Source organism: Streptomyces sp. NPDC021225 (assembly GCF_044332865.1).
Taxonomy (GTDB): domain Bacteria; phylum Actinomycetota; class Actinomycetes; order Streptomycetales; family Streptomycetaceae; genus Streptomyces.
Map to the genome: position 1 here is coordinate 196505 of NZ_JBIRPV010000005.1, position 19640 is coordinate 216144.

Here is a 19640-nt window from a genome sequence, read left to right on the forward strand (position 1 = left end):
TACGCCGTCAACCGGCCCGGGCTGTCAAGTCCCTGTCCGCTGAAGGCTGTTGACGCGGCCAGGCGGCCCGAGGCGCCCTTACGCCCGCCGCGCCGAGTGAGGTACGGTCCCTGCGGCTTGCTCGACCTGGCGAACGCGGCCCTGTGCGAAGGATGGGACCGCGATGCCCTCAAGACCCCCGGCCGCCCTGGCGGCCGTGGCCCTGACCGCCGGATTGCTCGCGTCCGCGCTGACCGCCACCCCCGCGGCGGCCGAGCCGACCTCCACGACGGCCGCACTCGTCAAGGACCCCGCCGCCTACGTCGATCCGCTCATCGGCAGCCGCAACGGCGGCAACACCTACCCCGGAGCCGTCGTCCCGTTCGGCATGCTCTCCTGGAGCCCCGAGAACACTCGCGGCAACGCCACCCGCACCGCCGCCCCCGGCGGCTACCAGTACGACGCGACCCGCATCCGGGGCTTCAGCCTCACCCATATGTCCGGCACCGGCTGCGCGGGCGGCTCCGGCGACATCCCGTTCTTCCCCTTCCCGGGCGAGGTCACCTCGTCCCCCGCCGCGGACACCAAGGACGAGGTGTACGCGTCCGACTTCCGGCACGAGGACGAGACCGCGCGGCCCGGCCGGTACGGGGTCACCCTCGCCTCCGGCGCCGGAGCCGAGCTGACCGCCACCGCCCGCACCGGGTCCGCCCGCTTCAGCTACCCCGAGGGCAAGGCGGCCTCGCTGCTCATCCGCACCTCCGCGTCCGAGGTCGGCAGCACGGACGCGGACCTCACGATCGACCCGGCGCGCCGCACCGTCTCCGGCTCGGTCACCAGCGGCAACTTCTGCGGCTACCTCGACCCCGAGGGGCGCCGCAGCTACTACACGCTGCACTTCACCGCCACCTTCGACACCGCGTTCACCGCCCACGGCACCTGGCAGGACGACCGGCTGCGCCCCGGCACCACGACCGCCGAGGGCGGCACGGGCGGCTACGGCACCGACGGCCGCCCCGTCGCCGGGAAGGGCTCCGGCGGCTACCTCCGCTTCCCCGACGGCACCCGCCGGGTCGGGGTCAAGGTCGGCATCAGCTATGTCGGCCAGGCGGGCGCCAAGGCCAATCTGGCCGCCGAGAACCCGCCGGGGCGCGGCTTCGGGCAGGTGCGCGACGCCGCGTACGACGCCTGGCGCCGCCGGCTGGCCGACATCAGGGTCGGCGGCGGCTCGGACACGGACCGCACCACGTTCTACACCGCGCTCTACCACGCGCTGCTGCACCCCAACGTCATCAGCGACACCGACGGCCGCTACCGGGGCAGCGACGGCGAGGTCCACTCGGTGACCCCGGGCCACCGGGCCCAGTACGGCACCTTCTCCGGCTGGGACGTCTACCGCTCCCAGGTCCAGCTGCTCACCCTCCTCGACCCCGGCCGGGGCTCCGACATCGCGCAGTCGCTGCTGAACTTCGCGCGCCAGAACGGCGGCGTGTGGGACCGGTGGATCCACAACTCCTCCGGCACCCATGTCATGAACGGCGATCCGTCGGCCGCCGCCCTCGCCGGGATCCGGGCCTTCGGCGGCACCCGCTTCGACCTCGACGGAGCCCTCGACTCGCTGGTCCGGGCCGCGACCGTACCGACGGAGAAGGACACCAGCCCGGCCGGTAAGCCGATCATGTCGGTGGGCCAGCGGCCCTCCCTCGACAAGTATCTGAAGCTGCACTACATGCCGTCCGTCTCCAACGCCTGGGGCGGGGCGGCCGAGACCCTGGAGATGTCCGGCGCGGACTTCGCGATCTCGCAGCTCGCCGAGGCGGCGGGGGAGCCGGACACCGCCCGCGCCTTCACGGCCCGCGCCCAGTGGTGGCAGAACAACTTCAACGCGGCCGCCGATCCGGCCACCGGCGGCTACATGGCCAACCGCAAGGCGGACGGCAGCTGGGTCACCGGCTTCACCCCGGCCACCGGCAACGGCTTCGTCGAGGGCACCAGCGCCCAGTACACCTGGATGGTGCAGCACAACCCGGCGGGCCTGTTCGCCGCCCTGGGCGGCAGGGACGCCGCGGTGAAGCGCCTGGACTCCTTCTTCCACGACGCCGACGGCGGCTGGGCGCTCACCGGCGCGGGCGGCGAGAAGGCCGAACTGGACAACGAGCCGTCGATCAACGTGCCGTATCTGTACGACTACGCCGGAGCGCCGTACAAGACCCAGGAGACCGTCCGCGCGGCGATGCGGCAGCTGTGGAGCACCGAGCCCGGCGGCATCCCCGGCAACGACGACCTGGGCGAGATGTCGTCGTGGTACGTGTTCTCGGCCCTCGGCATGTATCCGCAGGTCCCCTCCCGCGGCGAACTGGTGCTGGCCTCCCCGCTGTTCCCGCGCGTGGAGATCGAGCGCGGCGGCCGTGACATCTCCATCCGGGCCCCGCAGGCCGCGCCGGACGCGCCGTACGTCCAGTCGCTGAAGGTCGACGGCCGGGCGAGCGGCCGGGCCTGGCTGCCGGAGTCGTTCGTCGGGCGCGGCGGCACGCTGGAGTACGTCCTGGGCACCGAGCCCAACCGCGCCTGGGGCTCGGCCGCGGCCGACGCGCCCCCGTCCTTCCGCGACGGCGAGCAGCCGTACCAGATCGGGGTCGGGCCCACCACCGGCACCGTCGCGCCCGGCGAGAGCCTGACGGTGAAGGTGGCCGCGGTCCCCGTCCGCGACGGGGACCGTCCCGAGGTGCGCTTCACCGCCGACGCCCCGGACGGGCTCACCGCCTCGCCCGCCTCCGGGGCGGTGGGGCCCGACGGCACGGCCGAGATCACGCTGCGCGCGGGGAAGGACACGGCCGAGGGCTTCTACGACGCGAAGGTGACGGTGACCGGCGGCGGCACGGAGGTCGTCCAGCCGGTCACGGTGACCGTCGCCGGGCCCGGCGGGCTGCTCGCCGCGTACAACAACGTCGGCGCCACCGACGACGCGGGTGAGCACGACGAGGGCGACTACGACGGCGGCGGCTGGAGCTACTCGCGCCAGGCACTGGCCGAGGCCGGTCTCGCGCCGGGCGCCCGGGGCACCGTCCAGGGCCTGGAGTTCACCTGGCCCGACTCGCCCGCCGGCCGCCCCGACAACGCCTCGGCCGACGGCCAGACCATCGACCTGCCGGCCTCCACCGCCCTGTCGTTCGTCGGCAGCGCGGTCAACGGCAACCAGCGGGCCACCGCCAAGGTCACCTACACCGACGGCAGTTCGGACAGCGCCGAGCTGGCCTTCACCGACTGGACGGTGGGCGGCGGCGGAGGGACCGTCCAGTACGGCAATGTGACCGTGGCCAGGACCCCGTACCGCAACATCAGCGGCGGGGACAAGGACGTCGTGGACGCCTACATCTTCGCGACCAAGGCGTTCCGGGCGCCGGACGGCAAGACGATCAAGAGCGTCACCCTGCCGGACAACGCGGATCTTCACGTCTTCGCGATCGCCCGCGGCTGACGGCCGGGCGCCCCGAGGAGACGTACGAGACTCATGGGGAGTTCGCCCGGCCGCCCCGCCGGGCGAACTCCCCAGTGCCGTCAACACCCTTGCGCCCCGCCGACGCCACGCCCTTTACTGATCGCTGCCCGGCGGCCGCGCGCGCGACGGCCGCCGCCCGTCACGCCGTACCGCCATACCGCCGCACCGCCTCCGCGCGCGCGGCGAGCCAGCACCGGAGGTGGACCACATCAGCACGCGGCCCCTGACGTTCGTCGTCGGCACCGGACGCAGCGGCTCGACCGCGCTGTCGCACGTCCTGAACCTGCATCCCGGCATCCTCAGCGTCAACGAGCTGTTCACCTCCCTCGGCATGGAGCCCCACCGGCATCCGCTGCCCGCGCGGACCGTGTCCGGCGCGGAGTTCTGGGAGCTGGTCACCCGGCCGAACGAGAGCTTCGACCGGATGATCCGCAGCGGCGCCCCGGCTCCGGAGTTCCTCTACAACCGGCGCCCCGGGCGCTTCTCGGCCGAGACCACCGGCATCCCCGCCCTGAGCATGATGGTCCTGCCGCACCTCACCGACGATCCGGACGGCCTCTTCGACGAGCTGGCGCCGCGGGTCTCGGCGTGGCCAGGCCGCCCGGTCGCCCGCCACTACACGGCACTGTTCGAGCTGCTGGCCGAGCGGTTCGGCCGCGGGGTGGTCGTCGAGCGCTCCGGCGGCTCCCTGGGCTGGGTGCCCTGGATGCGGGAGGCGTTCCCCGGGGCGCGGTTCGTCCATATGTTCCGGGACGGGCCGGACTGCGCGCTGTCGATGAGCCGCCACCCCGGCTTCCGGATGACCCTGCGCACCATGGACGCCAGGAGCGCCGCCGGGGCGGGCCTGCTGGCCCGGCTCACCGACGAGCACGTCCGCGCCCTGCCCCCCGACCTCGCGGGTCTGTTCGCCGAGCGGTTCGACCCCGCGCTGCTGATGGAGGCGCCGGTGCCGGTCGCCCGGTTCGGCGAGATGTGGTCGCACCTGATCACCCGGGGTCTGACGGCGCTGGCCCGGGTCCCGGAGGGCTCCCGTACGTCCCTGTCCTACGAGCAGCTGCTCGACGCGCCCCGGCGGGAGCTGGCCCGGCTGGCGGAGTTCATCGGCGTCGATCCGGCGGAGGAGTGGCTGACGGCGGCCGAGGCCACCCTCGACCACGGCCGGCGCGGCTCCGCCCTCCGCCTCCCCGCGGACGAGCTGTCCGCCCTGCGGGAGTCCTGCGCCCCGGGCACCGAGGCGCTGCGCGCGGTCATGGCGGGGGCGTAGCGCTACCGCTCCGCACCCGTCTTCCGCGCCCGGGTTCCGCTGACAGCGGATTCGCTCACAGCATGCGCCGATTCCGCCGGCCCCGCGCGGCGGGCAGAGTCACCGTCATGAGGCTTCTGCTGCTGGGCGGTACGGAATTCGTGGGGCGGGCCATCGCCGAGGAGGCGCTGGCGCGCGGCTGGCAGGTGACGGCGTTCAACCGCGGACGCCACGACCCGCCCCCGGGCGTGGCCGCCCTGCGGGGCGACCGCAGCGCCGCGGGCGGCCTGGCGGCCCTGGAGGGGGACGGCACGGGGGAGTGGGACGTCGTCGTCGACACCTGGACGGGCGCGCCGTCCGCCGTGCGCGACGCGGCCCGGCTGCTGGCCGGGCGGGCCGGGCATTACGTCTACATCTCCAGCCGGTCCGTCTACGCCTACCCCGCCCCGGCCGGGCTCGACGAGGACGGCCCGCTGGTGGAGGCGTCGCCGGACGCGGGAGCGGTCGAGTACGCCGAGGCCAAGCGGGGCGGGGAGCTGGCGGCGGAGGCGGCGTTCGGCGAGCGGGCGCTGCTGGCCCGGGCGGGGCTGATCCTGGGCCCGTACGAGAACGTCGGCCGGCTGCCGTGGTGGCTGACCCGCATCGCCCGGGGCGGCCCGGTCCTGGCGCCGGGGCCGCGCGAGCTGCCGCTCCGGTACATCGACGTCCGCGACCTGGCCGGCTGGGTGCTGGACGCCGCCGGGCGCGGGCTCGGCGGCCCGTACAACCTGGTCGGCCCGCCGGGTCAGACGACCTTCGGTGAGCTGCTGGAGGCGTGCGTGGCCGTCACCGGGGCGGACGCCGAGCTGCGCTGGACGGACCCGGAGGCGGTCCTGGCGGCCGGTGTCGAGCCGTGGACCGAGCTGCCGGTCTGGCTGCCGCCGGGGGAGCTGTACGACACGATGTACGGCGGGGACGTGTCCCGGGCGCTCGCCGCCGGCCTGCGCTGCCGTCCCGTCGCCGGGACCGTGGCCGCCACCTGGGAGTGGCTGCGACAGCTCGGCGGCCGCGCCCCCCACCGCCCGGACCGCCCGCCGGTGGGCCTTGCCCCGGAGCGGGAGGCGACGGTGCTGGGCACGGCCTAGGTGTGCTGACCGGACAGGTTGGTGACGCCTGCGGCGTGCTCACCCCCTACCCGCCCCTTCCCGGCCGCTGCCGTTATGAGGCTCCGCCGCGTGGGGGCTCCGCCCCGGACCCGGGGGCCAGGGGCGAAGCCCTTGCCACGCGGCGGAGCCCCGCGCGGCGGAGCCGCAAATCAGCAGGGGCTCGACACCGGGGGAAGGGGCGGGTAGGGGAACAGCACCGATATGCGGCTCCGCCGCGTGGCCGCCGGACACCCCCTAGGCGGAGGGCGTCTGCCGCGGCGCCGGGACCGGCCGTACGGGGTGCTTGCTCATGATCGAGACGCGGTTGAAGGCGTTGATGGCGATCGCCACCCAGATCACCGCCGAGATCTCGTCGTCGGTCAGCGCCTGGCGCGCGACCCCGTAGGCCGCCTCCTGCGCGGCGGCGTCCGCGGGGCTGGCGGTCGCCTCCGCGAGGGCGAGCGCGGCCCGCTCCCGCGGGGTGAACACCTCGGTGTCGCGCCACGCCGCCAGCACGCCCAGGCGCTGCGCCGTCTCGCCGGCCCGCAGGGCGGCCTTGGTGTGCAGGTTGAGGCAGAACGCGCAGCCGTTGATCTGGGACACCCGCAGGTTGACCAGCTCCACGAGCTGCCGGTCGAGCCCGGCCTCGGCGGCGGTCGCGCGGACCGCCTCGGCGGTCTGCACCATCGCGCTGTAGACCTGGGGGCTCTGCTTGTCGATGAAGACCCGCCTGCCCCGCCCCTCGGCGGAGGCCGTCTCGTCGATCGAGGTCGCTGCGGAGGCCGCTGCCGCGTCAGTCACCTGAACTCCTTCACCGGGCCGCTTCGGCCGCTTCCGGTATGTTGCGCACCTCACCGAGGTGTCGATCTATCATCGTGATTGTTGAGCGTACAACTATCACCCGCTTGGGAGGCGTCGCGCCATGAGCAACACCGAGACCCAGCCCGCCGTGCAGCGCTGCGGCGGCTCCCCGGACGAGGAGACCGGCCCGCGAGTGGAGATCCTGACCCCGCGCGACGTCCCGCTGGGCGGCCCGCGCGCGATGACGGTACGACGTACCCTGCCACAGCGGGCCCGGACGCTGATCGGCGCCTGGTGCTTCGCCGACCACTACGGGCCCGACGACGTCGCCGCCACCGGCGGGATGGACGTCGCCCCCCACCCGCACACCGGCCTCCAGACCGTGAGCTGGCTGTTCAGCGGCGAGATCGAGCACCGCGACAGCCTGGGCAGCCACGCCTTCGTACGGCCCGGCGAGCTCAACCTGATGACCGGCGGCCACGGCATCAGCCACTCCGAGGTCTCCACCGCCCGCACCACGATCCTGCACGGCGTACAGCTGTGGGTCGCGCTGCCCGAGGCGCACCGGGACACCGCCCCTGACTTCCGGCACTACGAGCCGCGCGCCATCCCCCTGACCGGGCAGGCCCCGGCCGGGGACGAGGCGGCCGGGGACGGGCCCGTGGGCGAGGCCAGGGTCTTCCTGGGGTCCCTCGCGGGCGACACCTCACCGGTCCCCACCTTCACCCCCCTGCTCGGCGCCGAACTCATCCTGGAGCCGCACGCCACGGTCACCCTGGACATCGACGCCCGCTTCGAGCACGGCCTCCTCCTCGACCGCGGGGAGGTCCGCATGGCCGACACCCTGCTGAGCCCCGCCGAGCTCGGCTATCTCGCCCCCGGAAACCGGACGCTGGAGCTGACCAACACCACGGACGCGGCCGCGCGGATGGTGCTGCTCGGCGGGCCGCCGTTCGGGGAGCAGATCGTGATGTGGTGGAACTTCATCGGCCGCAGCCACGAGGACATCACGCAGGCGCGCGAGGACTGGATGACGGGCTCGCGCTTCGGCGAGGTGAACGGCTACGACGGAGACCGCCTGCCCGCCCCCGAGCTGCCGAACCTGCCGTTGAAACCGCGCGGCGACGTGCGCTGACCTGCGGGGGTCCAAGGGAGCGGGCGCTCGGAAACAGACACAGCCCCATTGGTGGGGCTGTGTCGGTGGTGGGTGCGACGGGGCGCTCGGGCGCTGCTCTCATCCGGCGGAGCGGGCCCGGCGCCCGCTGTGCCGGCTCCCGGGATCGGGGGGCGGATCGACATCGATGACCTGCACGTCGCCTACGCCGGCCGTACGGTCGTGGCCGGCGCGCACCTGGTGGCGGCCGAAGGCGAGATCACTGGCCTGGTCGGGCCCGACGGCAGCGGCAAGTCCACCCTCCTGCGCACCGTCTACGGCCATCTGAAGCCAGTGGCGCCGGAGCCGTGCTCGCATCCGGCCGACCGCGTGACGTCCTCACGCCCGAGCTGATGGCCGAGGTGTTCGGCGTACGGGCGGCCGTGGTCGACCACCCGCTGACCGGCGACCCGCTGATCGCCTTCGACCACCAGGAGCCGACCGCCGCCGCGGCAACCGGGGCGTTGGAGCCACGCACCTGAGGATGACGAAGGGCAACGCCGCCCGCCCCGGCCGGGAACCGGCACCATCTCGCCGCTCCGAGAGAAGTAGGACATCTCCGGGAACTCGCCTGCTCTGTTTCCCGACTACTGCATCAGAGCACGCCGCCCCACGAGCATCCCGCAGCAAGGAACCAGCATGTCGAAGAAGCGTCCTGTCGACGTCGCCCTGGCCGCAGCCCTCTGTCTGGCCGCCACGGCATGCGCCGACTCCTCGACCGATGACGCCGGGGACAAGACATCCGCGGCAGCCGCGAAGCCCGGCTACCCGGTGACCGTCAAGAACTGCGGAATGGCCGAGACCTTCACCGAGACGCCCAGCAGAGTGGTCGTCATGAACGGGGCTTCCGTCGCCGAGGTCTCCACATTGCTCGCCCTCGGCCTCGGCGACCAGATCGTGGCCAACCAGCAGAGCTACGGGATGTCCGAGGTACCGGGCCGGGCCAAGGCCATCAAGGATCTGCCCACTGGGAACGTCAACCTCAACGATGCCTACGACATCCCCCGCGAGGCGATGCTGGGCCTGCGGCCCGACCTCGTGCTGTCCACGACCTCCTACGGCTTCGACGCCAAGAACGGCTTCACCACCCGGGAGCAGCTCAAGGGGGTGAACGCGAACAGCTATGTCTCCCCGCAGGGCTGCGACCAGGACACCTCCAGGATGACCATCGACGACAGCTACACGCTCCTGCGGGACATGGGCCGGATCTTCAACGTCGGCGACCGCGCGGAGAAGCTGATCGCCGCCTCGAAGAAGCACATCGACGAGGTGTCCGCCAAGGTCGACGGCGAGAAGAAACCGAAGGTCATGGTCCTCTTCTCCAACATGGTGATGGGCGGCAACGACTTCAGCTCCGTCGTCGCCAAGGGCATCTTCAACGACATCCTCGCCAAGTCCGGCGGCAGGAACGCCTTCCAGAACGCCTCGAAGACCTCCTTCGCCGACCTGAGCAAGGAGAAAGTGGCCGCCACGGACATCGACGCGCTCATCGTCATCGGCTACAACGACCCCGATCCGGCGGCCTACGCCAAGAAACTGCTCAAGGAGTTCCCTCAGTGGCCGGCGGCCAAGAACAACACATACGTGGTCCTGTCCGACTCGATGTACCTGGGCCCCAGCAACGACCTCGCCGTCGAGAAGATCGCCAGGATGCTGCACCCCGACAAGTTCTGAGCCACGTGCGGCAGTCGCTGGCGGTGGTCGGACTGCTGGCCGTACTCGTCGCCGCCATGGTGGTGGCGGTGAGCATAGGAGCGGTCAACGTCCCGCTGGCCGATGTGTGGCGGATCCTGCTGCGCCACATCACCGGCAGCGGAGCCACCGGCGACCCGGCGCTGGACCAGATCGTCTGGAACTTCCGGGCGCCCCGTGTCGCCCTGGCCGCCCTGGTCGGCGCGGGCCTGGCCGTCGCCGGGGCGGTGCTGCAGACCCTGGTCTCCAACCCGCTCGCCGACCCGACCGTCCTGGGCTTCTCCTACGGCGCGTCCCTCGGCGCCGTGCTGGTCATCACCCTCGGCGGCGCCGCGGTCGGCGGTCTCGGCGTGTCGGGCGCGGCGTTTGTCGGCGCCCTCGCGGCCGGAGCCCTGGTCTTCGCCCTCGGACAGCGGCGGGGCCGACTGGCCCCGACCCGGCTGGTGCTGGCCGGGGTGGCGGTCGGCTACGTCCTGCTGTCGGTGACCAGCTTCGTTCAGCTGCTGGCCACCCCCACCGAACTGCGAACCGTGATGTTCTGGATGCTGGGCAGCGTCGCCGGTGCCCAGTGGGACCAGTTGCCCACCGTCACGGTCGTGGTCCTCACCGGCACCGCCGTGCTGACCCTGTTCGGACGCAGGCTCAACGCCCTGCTGGCCGGCGACGAGTCCGCCACCGCGCTCGGTGTGGACGTCAACCGGCTGCGCGCCGTCCTGCTGGTGATCAGCGCGCTGCTCACCGGCACCGTCATCGCCGTCGCCGGGGGCATCGGCTTCGTCGGCCTCATGATCCCCCACCTCGTACGCCTCACCGTCGGTGCCGACCACCGCAGACTGCTGCCCCTGACCGCACTCCTGGGCGCCGTCTACCTCGTGATCGTCGACCTCCTCTCCCGCACCCTCACCCGCCCCAACGAGCTGCCACTGGGCATCCTCACCGCCTTGCTCGGCGCACCGTTCTTCCTGTGGCTGCTGCGCCGCAACAAGGGCCTGGACACCGTATGAAGCTGACCGTGGACCGGCTCCACGTCACCCTGGACCGCGACCCGATCCTCCGGGAGGTGAACCTGGAAGCCCGCGAGGGCGACATCGTCGGGCTCGTGGGCCCCAACGGCAGCGGCAAATCCACCCTGTTGCGCGCGGTCTACCGCTCGCTGCGCCCGGCCGGCGGCGTGGTCACGGTGGGCGGGGACGATGTGTGGTCCCTGCCCGTCCGCACGGCCGCCCGCCGCACCGCGGCTGTTCTCCAGGACTCCGGTCACACCACCGGCCTGTCCGTCACCGAGATCGTCGCTCTGGGGCGTACGCCGCACCATGGCCTGATGGGGCGGGACGGCGCCGAGGACCGCCGGGCCGTGGCCGAAGCGATCGACCGGTGCGGTGTCGGCCCGTTCGAGGACCGCGACTACGCGACCCTGTCCGGCGGCGAACGCCAGCGCGTCCTGCTGGCCCGCGCCCTCGCCCAGCGTCCGCAACTCCTCGTACTCGACGAACTCACCAACCACCTCGACATCCGGGCCCGGTTCGAACTCCTGGACCTGATCCGGGCCACCGGGATCACCACCCTGGCGGTCCTGCACGACCTGGACCTCGCCGCCCGGCTCTGCGACCACCTCGTGGTGCTCCACGACGGCACCGTGGTGGCGGCGGGACCAGTCCTGAACGTCCTGACTCCGGAGATCCTCCACGACGTCTTCGGCGTGCGGGCCACCACCGACCGGCACGCGGACGGCGTCGTCCGCATCACCTATGCCGCCCAGCCCCTCGCCCTCGGCGGGGACAGCGAGACTGCCGAGGCCGGCTGAGAAGGCCGCCCGGCACGCCGCGGGGATAGGGGATGGGCGCGCGCTACCCGCCCCGGGGCGCCCGGCCCGCGGCGCGCTCCGCGGCGGCGTGCCACCAGCCGGGCGGGGACGGTCCGTCGACCCTCGCGGTCGGCTGGTCGGGATGGAGCCCGAGGCGGCGCAGCGCGTCGGGGTGGACGTGGACGCGGATCCAGCCGTGGCGGCTGCCGTCGGGCCCGACGCCGCACATCACCTCGCAGCGGATCTCGTCCTCCGGCCGGAACGGCATCCAGTCGATGCCGCGGTCGCGCAGTCAAGCGCGCGCGGCCGCCAGGGGCCGGGGACGGCCGGGCAGGTTTTCGTAGGCCGCGACGGTGACCCAGGCGGCCGGGGTGCGAGAGCTCATACCGCCCATGGTGCCCGATGCGCCGGCGGCCCCGGTCACGCGGTTTCCGCGGTGCCCGGGGCCGTACGGGCTCAGTAGGCGTCCACCGTGGTGCCCTCGGGGACCCGGAAGCAGGCGGAGACGAGGTGGAACATGATCCCGGCCTCCGCGCCGCTCCTCTCGGCGTCCCTTGCGGTCGGGATCAGCAAGGTGGCTTTGAGGGTGAACTTCTTCCGGGTGGAGTCGGCCATCAGGAACGGGGACCGGGCGACGGTCGACTCCCGCCCCTCGTGGACGATCTCCCAGCCGTGCCGGGGGAGATCCTCGCTGAGGCCCTGCCAGCCGGCCTCGAGGTCCCCGGCCGGCACGCCGTACACCGACCACAGGTGGCGGATGACATAGAACGTCTCCGGGTCCAGGTCGCCGCACACGTCCACGCCCGGGCCGGGCGCGGTCGTCTTCCCCTTCACCCGCAGCAGGTCGTACAGCTCGCTGGAGAGCTGCCTGGCCTCCTCCCGGGGCGCGGAGACCTCCCGCTCCTCGGGGGTGTAGCCAAGACCGTGATCACCGGAGTCGGGCACGTCGGATGCATCGGATACGTCGGACATCGAAAACACCCCGCTACTTCAGCTGGACCTCGTCGTAGCGTCCCACCACGACTCTCGCCTGGTTCTCCAGGCTCTCCGAACCGGCCAGCCAGTAGTTTCCGTGCCCCTTGGTGTCGGTGGCCATCTGGTTGGCGCCGAAGATCGGGTCGCTGGGGGTGATGAACTGCGTCAGACCCTCGTGGTGGCCATGGGTGGGCGCCCCCCACTTGGGCACCCAGTCACCCTGCGCCTTCTGGTTCCACACATGTCCTGAGGGCACGTCCAGGTCCTCGGCCCGCCCCACCTGTACGCCGGGGCTGCCGCTGAGCATCACGTCGTCCGCGTCCAGAGTGCCCTGGCGGGCGGCGGAGCCCACCACCACGGTCCCGTAGCTCTGGGCCTGCACCGACAGGTGGTCGTTGACCGACGGGTCGTGCGAGGTGCGCAGCCCCGACAGGAAGTCGTTGAAGTCTCCCGCCGCCCGGTCCGCGTACTTGTCCTTCATGGCTTCCGGGAAAAAGTTCTGTGGAGCGTCGTAGCCGTGCCAGGTGATGGTCGACACCTTGGGGTCGCCCGGCATCGCGCTGGCGGCCTGCCACAGGTTCGTGCCCGCGATAACGGGTTTGTTGATGCCGCCGAGCGTGCCGTTGGTGCCACCGACCATCACCGCGGTGTGTTCGGCCGTGTCCGGGTTGCCGTTCGCGATGATCGCGCGGCCGTTTTTCTCGGGGTCGAAATCCAGCAGATACGCCGGCGGCAGCCCGTCGCCGGTCGGTTTGTAACCCTTGGGCCGGGTGTTGTCGAAGGCGTCGGCCTTCCCCGTGTCATCGAAACGCATCTGAATGCGTTTCATGCCGTTGAGGGAGGACTCCAATTGCTTCTTATGGTTGTTCCACTTGGTCCACTCAGGGTTGGTCATGGAAGTGCGACCGACCATGATGTTCCTGGGCTTGGGCTCGGGCGGGAGATTGGCCAGCTCGGTCTGGTACTTCGCCCGCTGCTCGTTGAACCAGACGCGGTTCGCCTCGTCGCGGTCCTCGACGGGAAGGCCGTCCAGCTTGCCCACGCTCGCCGGATACAGGGAGATGTACTCCGCCTGCTCCTCTTTGGACAGGCTCTTCCACCAGGCCGCGTTGTCCTTGGGCGACTTGTCCTTCGGGATATCCCGCAGATAGTCGCCGACGGTCTTCTTGACCGCCCCGCGGTCCGCGTCGGCGTCGGTCCAGTCCTCCTTGGTGACCGACAGATCCGCCACCGTGATCAGCTTGCCCAGCGTCTTCGCGTACTTGCCGTCCGCCTCGGCCGCGTCCTTCAGCGCGTCACCGATCCGGTCGGCGAACCCCTGCGCCCGTTCCTTCGGCGTCGTGGTGACGAACGGCGTCCGGCCGTTCCCCGCCGGCTCGTACTCCTGGCCGGGCAGCAACACCAGCGGGGGCGTGTACTGCACCGAACCGTCCTCCTTGACGGTCATCCCCGCGTCCCGGGCGTCCTGCACGGCGTTGTCCAGCTTCTTCTTCGCCGCCCGCAACTCCGCCGCCAGCCCGTTCAAGGCCGTGAGCACCAGCGCGCACTCCACCTGCATGTAGTGGAAGTTCTCGCTCAGCCGCTCCAGCCGGCCCAGCGCCGTACCGACCCCCTGGCCCTTCAGAGCCCCGCGGAGCTTCGCATTGATCTCATTGTCCAGCCGGTCCTTGGACGCGCTCGCATTGCTGCTGACCTTGTGCCAGCCGTCCGCCGCCTCCTCGAACTGGGCCGGGTCAAGCGCCCTCAACTGCGCGAAAGTAACCATGATGCCGGTCACCAACTCCCCGACGGGCCGCCCGGCGGGGGAATCGGCCTCGTATCCTGCGCCTTGAAGAGCGCCTCAATGGCGTCGTCCTGGTTGGCGAGGTCATTGCCCGCCTTCTTCAGCTTTCCCATGAGTTCGCCGCATTCATCGCGCAGGACCTCCAGCCGGGCCTCCCAGGAGTTGAAGACCCGCTGCTGCATGGAGGTGCTCTCCAGCCCCTCCACGCCTTTGCTGGCCGTTCCCGCGCCCTGCTGCCCGTGCTGAAGGTCGCCCAGCGCACGCACGGCATTCCGGCGCAGATCGTCCATGGATGTCGACGCGGTATTCCACGGCCCCTTCGACGATTTCAGATCGCCGTCGCCGCCGCCCTTGCCATCCCCTTTATTCCCGTCCGCACTGGCCAGCCTGGTTTGGACGCTTTTGCCGTCGGTATCCGTTCCGCCCGCCGCGTCGTAATACGCCTGCCAACGCTCAGACAGCCCTGAGTCCCCCATACTGCCTTCCTCCACCCGCTGAACCATGTTCTTCATGGCAGAACAAGGAAGGTAACAGAGCGCAATAACAGGGGGAAACTCTTCGGAGTTCCATCCCGGTGGCCCGCGGCGACGGCGGCTCGGTGGCCGTGCCGGGCGGCGGTCGAGCCCGGCGATGTCGTTTGTATGGGCTTTGCAACAGCCTGAGCTCCAGCGGCGATCACGGCGAGGCGCGACCGTATTGTGTCAAAGGTTGCACGTTGTGCAGGTGGGGACGGGGTCCCGGAGCAGGAGCGGGCCTGCGCCAGGGCCGGATCCGTCGAGGATTGAACGGCTGATCGGGGGATGAGCGTCCATGGGGCTTGGGGATTTCGTTCCGGACTCGTTGGAGGACTGGGTCGAGGACCGGGTGGAGGACGTCGGTGAGGCCATCGATGTCGCCGGTGACTGGACGGCGGACCGGCTGGACGATGTCGGCTGGGAGAGCGGTGCGGACTGGGTCCGGGACAAGACCGATTCGGCGGCGAACGCGCTGGGCGCGGATGTCGACGAGATGCAGTTGGGTGAGTCCGAGGATCCCAAGAAGTTGGTGCACGGCAGTCCGGACAAGCTCCGGACCACGGCAGGTCATCTGAGGGATTTCCAGACCGCGTTCGACAATGTGGGCAAGGGGTTGCAGGGGCTGGACGCCGCTCATCTCAAGGGCAAGTCGGCGGATGCTTTTCGGGAGAGTGTGTCGGTCGAGCCGAAGAAGTGGTTCACGGCCGCGGACGCGTGTGAGAAGGCGGCCGGGGCGCTGGAGAACTTCGCGGGGACGGTGGAGTGGGCGCAGAAGCAGGCCGAGACCGCGATCGCGCGTTATAAGAAGGGCAAGAAGGCGTCGGATGATGCGCGGTCGGCGCACAACGACAAGGTGTCGGCGTACAACACGGCGGTGGACGCGTACAACGCGAAGCCGTCGGACAAGCGTGACAAGTCGACGCTGCCGGAGAAGCCGGGGGAGTTCCATGACCCGGGGACGGCGGATGTCCAGGCCGCGCAGGACATTCTGAAGGAGGCGCGGCGGCAGCGGAACGAGGCGCAGACGACCTCGAAGGCGGCGGTGGAGACGGCGCGTGACAAGGCGCCGGCCAAGCCCTCGTACGCCAGGCAGCTGGCGGACGGCGTGGACGGGCTGAACCTGGACGCGTCGCATTTCGTGGGCGGCATCGTCAAGGGGACCGCCGGGATCGTCAACTTCGCCCGGCAGCTCAACCCCCTGGATCTGTACAACATCACCCACCCCGCGGAGTACGTCACCAACCTCAACAACACGGCCGCCGGCCTGGTCCGGATGTCCAATGACCCGTGGGGGACGTTGGGCACCATGTGGGACACCTTCCAGAAGGACCCCTCCGAGGGCCTCGGCCGGCTGGTGCCGGAGCTGATCGGCACCAAGGGTCTCGGCAGCATCAAGAAGGTCGCGACCACCGCCCGGCGCGTGGCCGAGGTGAAGCCGCCCGGCCGCGGCCTGCTGGACGAGGGCGGCCCGGCCTCGCGGGCCACGCGCGACGGTGCGAAGACCACCACGGGTTCGGACCCGATCGACTTCGCCACCGGCCGGATGTTCCTGCCCCAGACGGACGTGACGCTGCCGGGCGTGCTGCCGCTGGAGTTCCGGCGCCGGGTGGAGTCGGGCTACCGGGCGGGGCGGTGGTTCGGCCCGTCGTGGTCGAGCACGGCCGACCAGCACCTGGAGATCGGTCCGGAGGGCGTGGTCTTCGTCTGTGAGGACGGGCGCCTGCTTGACTACCCGCACCCGGCACCCGACCTGCCCACCTTCCCCACGGCAGGGTCCGCGCGTTGGCCGCTGGAGCGCACGTTCGACGGCGACTACACCGTCACCGACCCCACCACCGGCCTCACCTACTTCTTCACCGCCCCTCGGGACAGCGCCGACGGGATCGCGCCCATCGAGGAGATTCGCGACCGCAACGGCAACCGGATCGCCTTCCACCACGCCCCCGACGGCACCCCGACCGACATCGTGCACTCGGCGGGCTACCACCTGAAGCTGACGTCGGAGGACGGCCGGATCACCGCCCTCCACCTCGCCGGCGCCGCCCCCGACGGCAGCGACCAGCAGCTCGTCCGCTACGCCTACACCGACGGCAATCTCACGGAGGTATTCAACTCCTCCGGCCTGCCGCTGCGGTTCGAGTACGACGACGAGAAGCGCGTCATCGCCTGGACCGACACCAACGACCGCCGCTACGACTACATCTACGACAACCGCCACCGCTGCATCGCCGAGGGCGGCACCGCGGGCCATGTCTCCATCCGGCTGGACTACCACGGCGTCGACCAGCGCACCGGCCACCGGATCACCACCGTCACCACCGCCGCCGGCCACATCGCCAAGTACCTGATCAACGACGCCTGCCAGGTCGTCGGCGTGATCGACCAGCTGGGCGCGTACACCCGGACCGAATACGACCGCCACGGCCGCGTGCTGGCCCACACCGACGCCCTCGGGCACCGCACCGCGTACGCCTACGACGACCACGGCCGCCTGGTCTCCCTCACCCGCCCCGACGGCAAGCAGTCGCACGTGTCCTACGACGCCCTCGGCCTGCCGGCCGTCGTCACCGGCGTGGACGGGGCCACCTGGACCCATGAACACGACGCGCGCGGCAACCGCCTCGCCGACACCGACCCCGTCGGGGCCACCACCCGCTACATCTACGACGACCTGGGCCGGGTGACCTCGATCAGCGACGCCCTGGGCGAGACCAGCCGTGTGCGCTGTGACGCCGCGGGCCTGCCGATGGAGATCACCGATCCTCTCGGCGCGGTCACTGCCTACCGCCGCGACGCGTTCGGCCGCCCCGTCGCCATCGTCGACCCGCTCGGCGCCACGACCCGCCTGGAGTGGTCGGTCGAGGGAGACCTCCTGCGCCGGAGCAACCCGGACGGAACGCGCGAGACCTGGACCTACGACGGCGAGAGCAACTGCACCGACCACGTCGACGCTGCGGGCGGGGTGACCACGTACGAGTACACCCACTTCGACCTGCTCGCCGCGCAGACCGGCCCGGACGGGGCGCGCTACGCGTTCGAGCACGACGCCGAGCTGCGCATGACCAAGGTCACCAACCCCAAGGGGCTCACCTGGAGTTATGAGTACGACCCGGCGGGACGGCTGATATCCGAAACCGACTTCGACGACCGTACCATCCGCTACGAACACGACGCCGCCGGGCAGCTGATCGCGCGCACCACACCACTGGGCCGGACCATCGCCTTCGAGCGCGACGTGCTGGGCCGCGTCGTCGCCAAGGACGCCGACGGCCTGACCACCACCTACGCCTACGACCCGGCCGGACATCTGGTCTCGGCCACGGGCCCGGACACCGAGATCGTCCTCCAATGGGACCGGGCGGGCCGGGTGAAGTCCGAGCTGGTGGGCGGCCGCGTGCTGACGCACAGGTACGACGCCCTGGGCCGCCGCACCCGCCGCACCACCCCCGGCGGCGCCACCACCACCTACGCGTACGACGCGGCGGGCCACCGCACCACCCTCACCGCCTCCGGCCGCACGCTGGCGTCCGAATACGACGCCTCCGGCTGCGAGATCGCCCGCCACATCGGGGGCAGCCTGTCCCTGTCCCAGGCCTGGGACCCGTCGGGCCGCCTGGCCGAACAGGCCCTGACCAGCCCCTCGGCCGGAATGGTGCAGCGCCGCGCCTACACCTACCGGGCCGACGGCCATCTGGTCGGCGTCGAGGACCAGTTGCGCGGCCGCCGCTCCTTCGAGCTGGACGCGATGGGCCGGGTCACCGCGGTCCACGCCAGGAGGTGGAGCGAGACCTACGCCTATGACGAGGCGGGCAACCAGACCCACGCCACCTGGCCCGCCAGGCACCCCGGCGCGGAGGCGGCGGGCGAGCGCGCGTACACCGGCACGCGCATCACCCGCGCGGGCCGGGTCCGCTACGAACACGACGCGGCGGGCCGGGTCACCCTGCGGCAGAAGGACCGCCTGTCGAAGAAGCCCGACACCTGGCGCTACGCGTGGGACGCCGAGAACCGGCTGACCTCCGTCACCACCCCCGACGGCACGGTGTGGCGCTACCTCTACGACCCCCTCGGACGCCGCACCGCCAAGCAGCGACTGGCGGCGGACGGCGAAACGGTGGTCGAGCGGACCGACTTCACCTGGGACGGCGCGATCCTCGCCGAGCAGACCACCACGGTCCCCGGCCGCACCGACCTGGTCACCCTGACCTGGGACCACGACGGCCTTCAGCCGGTCGCCCAGTCCGAGCGCATCACCGACGCCACCAGTCAGCGCGAGATCGACCAGCGCTTCTTCGCCATCGTCACCGACGTCGTCGGCACCCCGACCGAACTCGTCGACGAGAGCGGCGAGATCGCCTGGCGCACCCGTACCACCCTGTGGGGCAGCACGACCTGGGCCCGCGGCAGCACCGCGTACACCCCCCTCCGCTTCCCCGGCCAGTACTACGACCCGGAGAGCGGCCTGCACTACAACGTGCACCGCTACTACGACCCCGAGACCGCCCGCTACGCCACCCCGGACCCCCTGGGGCTGGCCCCGGCCCCCAACCCGGCCACCTATGTGCACAACCCGCACACATGGGCCGATCCGCTCGGTCTCTCTCCGTACAAGCGGGCCAACAAAGCGGCCGACAAGGTCGTCAACAACGCGCAGAACGGTGTCAGGAAAGAACTCAAGCCGTACGAGGGGTCGCCTCGCGGCTACCACGGCCATCTGTCGCCCACCCGGGAGCTCGAGATCCTCTCGAACCCGGACGCGGTCTATCTGTCTCAAGGAAAGAGCGGGCGCATGCTCTTCCACCAGGGGGAGGACATCGTCATCACGGAAGGACCCGGCTCCCGCGCGGGGCAGATCGTCACCAGCTATGGGCCGAGTGGTCCTCGTATGGAGTCGGGGGTCAAGGCGTTCGGCGGCTCGCCCGAGGAACCCGGACTGCCGATCACGAGGGATCAAATCATCAATGGCAAGATTCCCTCCGGCGGCAACCCGATCGCCCCGGCCAAGGAGATCTGGCCGAACTTCCCGTCCGAGGGGTGACGCAGATGCTCAGGCTCGAACCCTCAGTCGTCGT

General features: G+C 71.4%; 13 protein-coding genes and 1 pseudogene. 9 read left to right on the top strand and 5 right to left on the bottom strand.

Annotation, left to right across the window (positions count from 1 at the left end; all coding sequences use genetic code 11):
* Positions 1-163: 163 nt before the first annotated feature.
* From ACH4S9_RS23065 to ACH4S9_RS23075, 3 genes are all read left to right on the top strand, one after another.
* Complete coding sequence (locus ACH4S9_RS23065; RefSeq protein ID WP_398373715.1) at positions 164-3457, top strand: GH92 family glycosyl hydrolase; 3294 nt, start codon at positions 164-166, stop codon at positions 3455-3457.
* 220 nt (positions 3458-3677) lie between these two features.
* A complete protein-coding gene (locus ACH4S9_RS23070) occupies positions 3678-4742 on the top strand; it encodes a sulfotransferase (protein WP_385346134.1) in 1065 nt (354 codons plus the stop codon).
* Between the two features lie 107 nt (positions 4743-4849).
* Positions 4850-5845 (top strand): NAD-dependent epimerase/dehydratase family protein, encoded by a 996-nt coding sequence (locus tag ACH4S9_RS23075; protein ID WP_398373716.1) that lies wholly within the window; start codon positions 4850-4852, stop codon positions 5843-5845.
* A 255-nt stretch (positions 5846-6100) separates the two neighbouring features.
* Here the strand turns inward: ACH4S9_RS23075 and ACH4S9_RS23080 are convergent, their stop codons facing one another.
* Positions 6101-6610: a carboxymuconolactone decarboxylase family protein gene (locus ACH4S9_RS23080; RefSeq protein ID WP_398373999.1), complete on the bottom strand. Its 510-nt coding sequence runs from the start codon at positions 6608-6610 to the stop codon at positions 6101-6103.
* Between the two features lie 157 nt (positions 6611-6767).
* Between ACH4S9_RS23080 and ACH4S9_RS23085 the strand changes: the two genes are divergently transcribed.
* From ACH4S9_RS23085 to ACH4S9_RS23105, 5 genes and pseudogenes are all read left to right on the top strand, one after another.
* Positions 6768-7781 carry a pirin family protein gene (locus tag ACH4S9_RS23085; RefSeq protein ID WP_385346130.1) on the top strand — a complete coding sequence of 338 codons (1014 nt, stop codon included), beginning with the start codon at positions 6768-6770 and terminating at the stop codon, positions 7779-7781.
* Between the two features lie 144 nt (positions 7782-7925).
* Positions 7926-8281 (top strand): annotated as a pseudogene (locus ACH4S9_RS23090) (ATP-binding cassette domain-containing protein).
* 157 nt (positions 8282-8438) lie between these two features.
* The gene (locus ACH4S9_RS23095) at positions 8439-9473 is read left to right on the top strand and encodes an ABC transporter substrate-binding protein (RefSeq protein WP_358847296.1); all 1035 of its coding nucleotides are present in this window, start codon (positions 8439-8441) and stop codon (positions 9471-9473) included.
* A 56-nt stretch (positions 9474-9529) separates the two neighbouring features.
* The gene (locus ACH4S9_RS23100; RefSeq protein WP_361186260.1) at positions 9530-10495 is read left to right on the top strand and encodes an iron ABC transporter permease; all 966 of its coding nucleotides are present in this window, start codon (positions 9530-9532) and stop codon (positions 10493-10495) included.
* Complete coding sequence (locus ACH4S9_RS23105) at positions 10492-11295, top strand: ABC transporter ATP-binding protein (RefSeq protein WP_398373717.1); 804 nt, start codon at positions 10492-10494, stop codon at positions 11293-11295. Before ACH4S9_RS23100 ends, ACH4S9_RS23105 begins: the two co-directional genes overlap by 4 nt.
* Positions 11296-11338: 43 nt before the next feature.
* Here ACH4S9_RS23105 and ACH4S9_RS23110 read toward each other — a convergent pair whose 3' ends face one another.
* The 4 genes from ACH4S9_RS23110 to ACH4S9_RS23125 form a co-directional block, all read right to left on the bottom strand.
* Positions 11339-11563 carry a hypothetical protein gene (locus ACH4S9_RS23110; protein ID WP_385346123.1) on the bottom strand — a complete coding sequence of 75 codons (225 nt, stop codon included), beginning with the start codon at positions 11561-11563 and terminating at the stop codon, positions 11339-11341.
* Positions 11564-11751: 188 nt separating this feature from the next.
* Positions 11752-12267 carry a hypothetical protein gene (locus tag ACH4S9_RS23115; protein WP_385346121.1) on the bottom strand — a complete coding sequence of 172 codons (516 nt, stop codon included), beginning with the start codon at positions 12265-12267 and terminating at the stop codon, positions 11752-11754.
* A gap of 13 nt (positions 12268-12280) precedes the next feature.
* Entirely contained in the window at positions 12281-14047 is a 1767-nt protein-coding gene (locus ACH4S9_RS23120; RefSeq protein ID WP_398373719.1) for an alpha/beta hydrolase, read from the bottom strand.
* A complete protein-coding gene (locus tag ACH4S9_RS23125; RefSeq protein WP_311723683.1) occupies positions 14044-14565 on the bottom strand; it encodes a hypothetical protein in 522 nt (173 codons plus the stop codon). Before ACH4S9_RS23125 ends, ACH4S9_RS23120 begins: the two co-directional genes overlap by 4 nt.
* Positions 14566-14863: 298 nt before the next feature.
* Here ACH4S9_RS23125 and ACH4S9_RS23130 point away from each other — a divergent pair, with 298 nt between their 5' ends.
* Positions 14864-19606 (top strand): putative T7SS-secreted protein, encoded by a 4743-nt coding sequence (locus ACH4S9_RS23130; protein WP_398373720.1) that lies wholly within the window; start codon positions 14864-14866, stop codon positions 19604-19606.
* Positions 19607-19640 lie beyond the last annotated feature (34 nt).

What these genes read in the sequence shown, in the direction of transcription:
- ACH4S9_RS23065 (WP_398373715.1), top strand. Translation starts at nt 164, where the DNA reads ATGCCCTCAAGACCCCCGGCCGCCCTGGCGGCCGTGGCCCTGACCGCC.
- ACH4S9_RS23075 (WP_398373716.1), top strand. Translation starts at nt 4,850, where the DNA reads ATGAGGCTTCTGCTGCTGGGCGGTACGGAATTCGTGGGGCGGGCCATC.
- ACH4S9_RS23085 (WP_385346130.1), top strand. Translation starts at nt 6,768, where the DNA reads ATGAGCAACACCGAGACCCAGCCCGCCGTGCAGCGCTGCGGCGGCTCC.
- ACH4S9_RS23095 (WP_358847296.1), top strand. Translation starts at nt 8,439, where the DNA reads ATGTCGAAGAAGCGTCCTGTCGACGTCGCCCTGGCCGCAGCCCTCTGT.
- ACH4S9_RS23100 (WP_361186260.1), top strand. Translation starts at nt 9,530, where the DNA reads ATGGTGGTGGCGGTGAGCATAGGAGCGGTCAACGTCCCGCTGGCCGAT.
- ACH4S9_RS23105 (WP_398373717.1), top strand. Translation starts at nt 10,492, where the DNA reads ATGAAGCTGACCGTGGACCGGCTCCACGTCACCCTGGACCGCGACCCG.
- ACH4S9_RS23110 (WP_385346123.1), bottom strand. Translation starts at nt 11,563, where the DNA reads ATGCCGTTCCGGCCGGAGGACGAGATCCGCTGCGAGGTGATGTGCGGC.
- ACH4S9_RS23115 (WP_385346121.1), bottom strand. Translation starts at nt 12,267, where the DNA reads ATGTCCGACGTATCCGATGCATCCGACGTGCCCGACTCCGGTGATCAC.
- ACH4S9_RS23125 (WP_311723683.1), bottom strand. Translation starts at nt 14,565, where the DNA reads ATGAAGAACATGGTTCAGCGGGTGGAGGAAGGCAGTATGGGGGACTCA.
- ACH4S9_RS23130 (WP_398373720.1), top strand. Translation starts at nt 14,864, where the DNA reads ATGGGGCTTGGGGATTTCGTTCCGGACTCGTTGGAGGACTGGGTCGAG.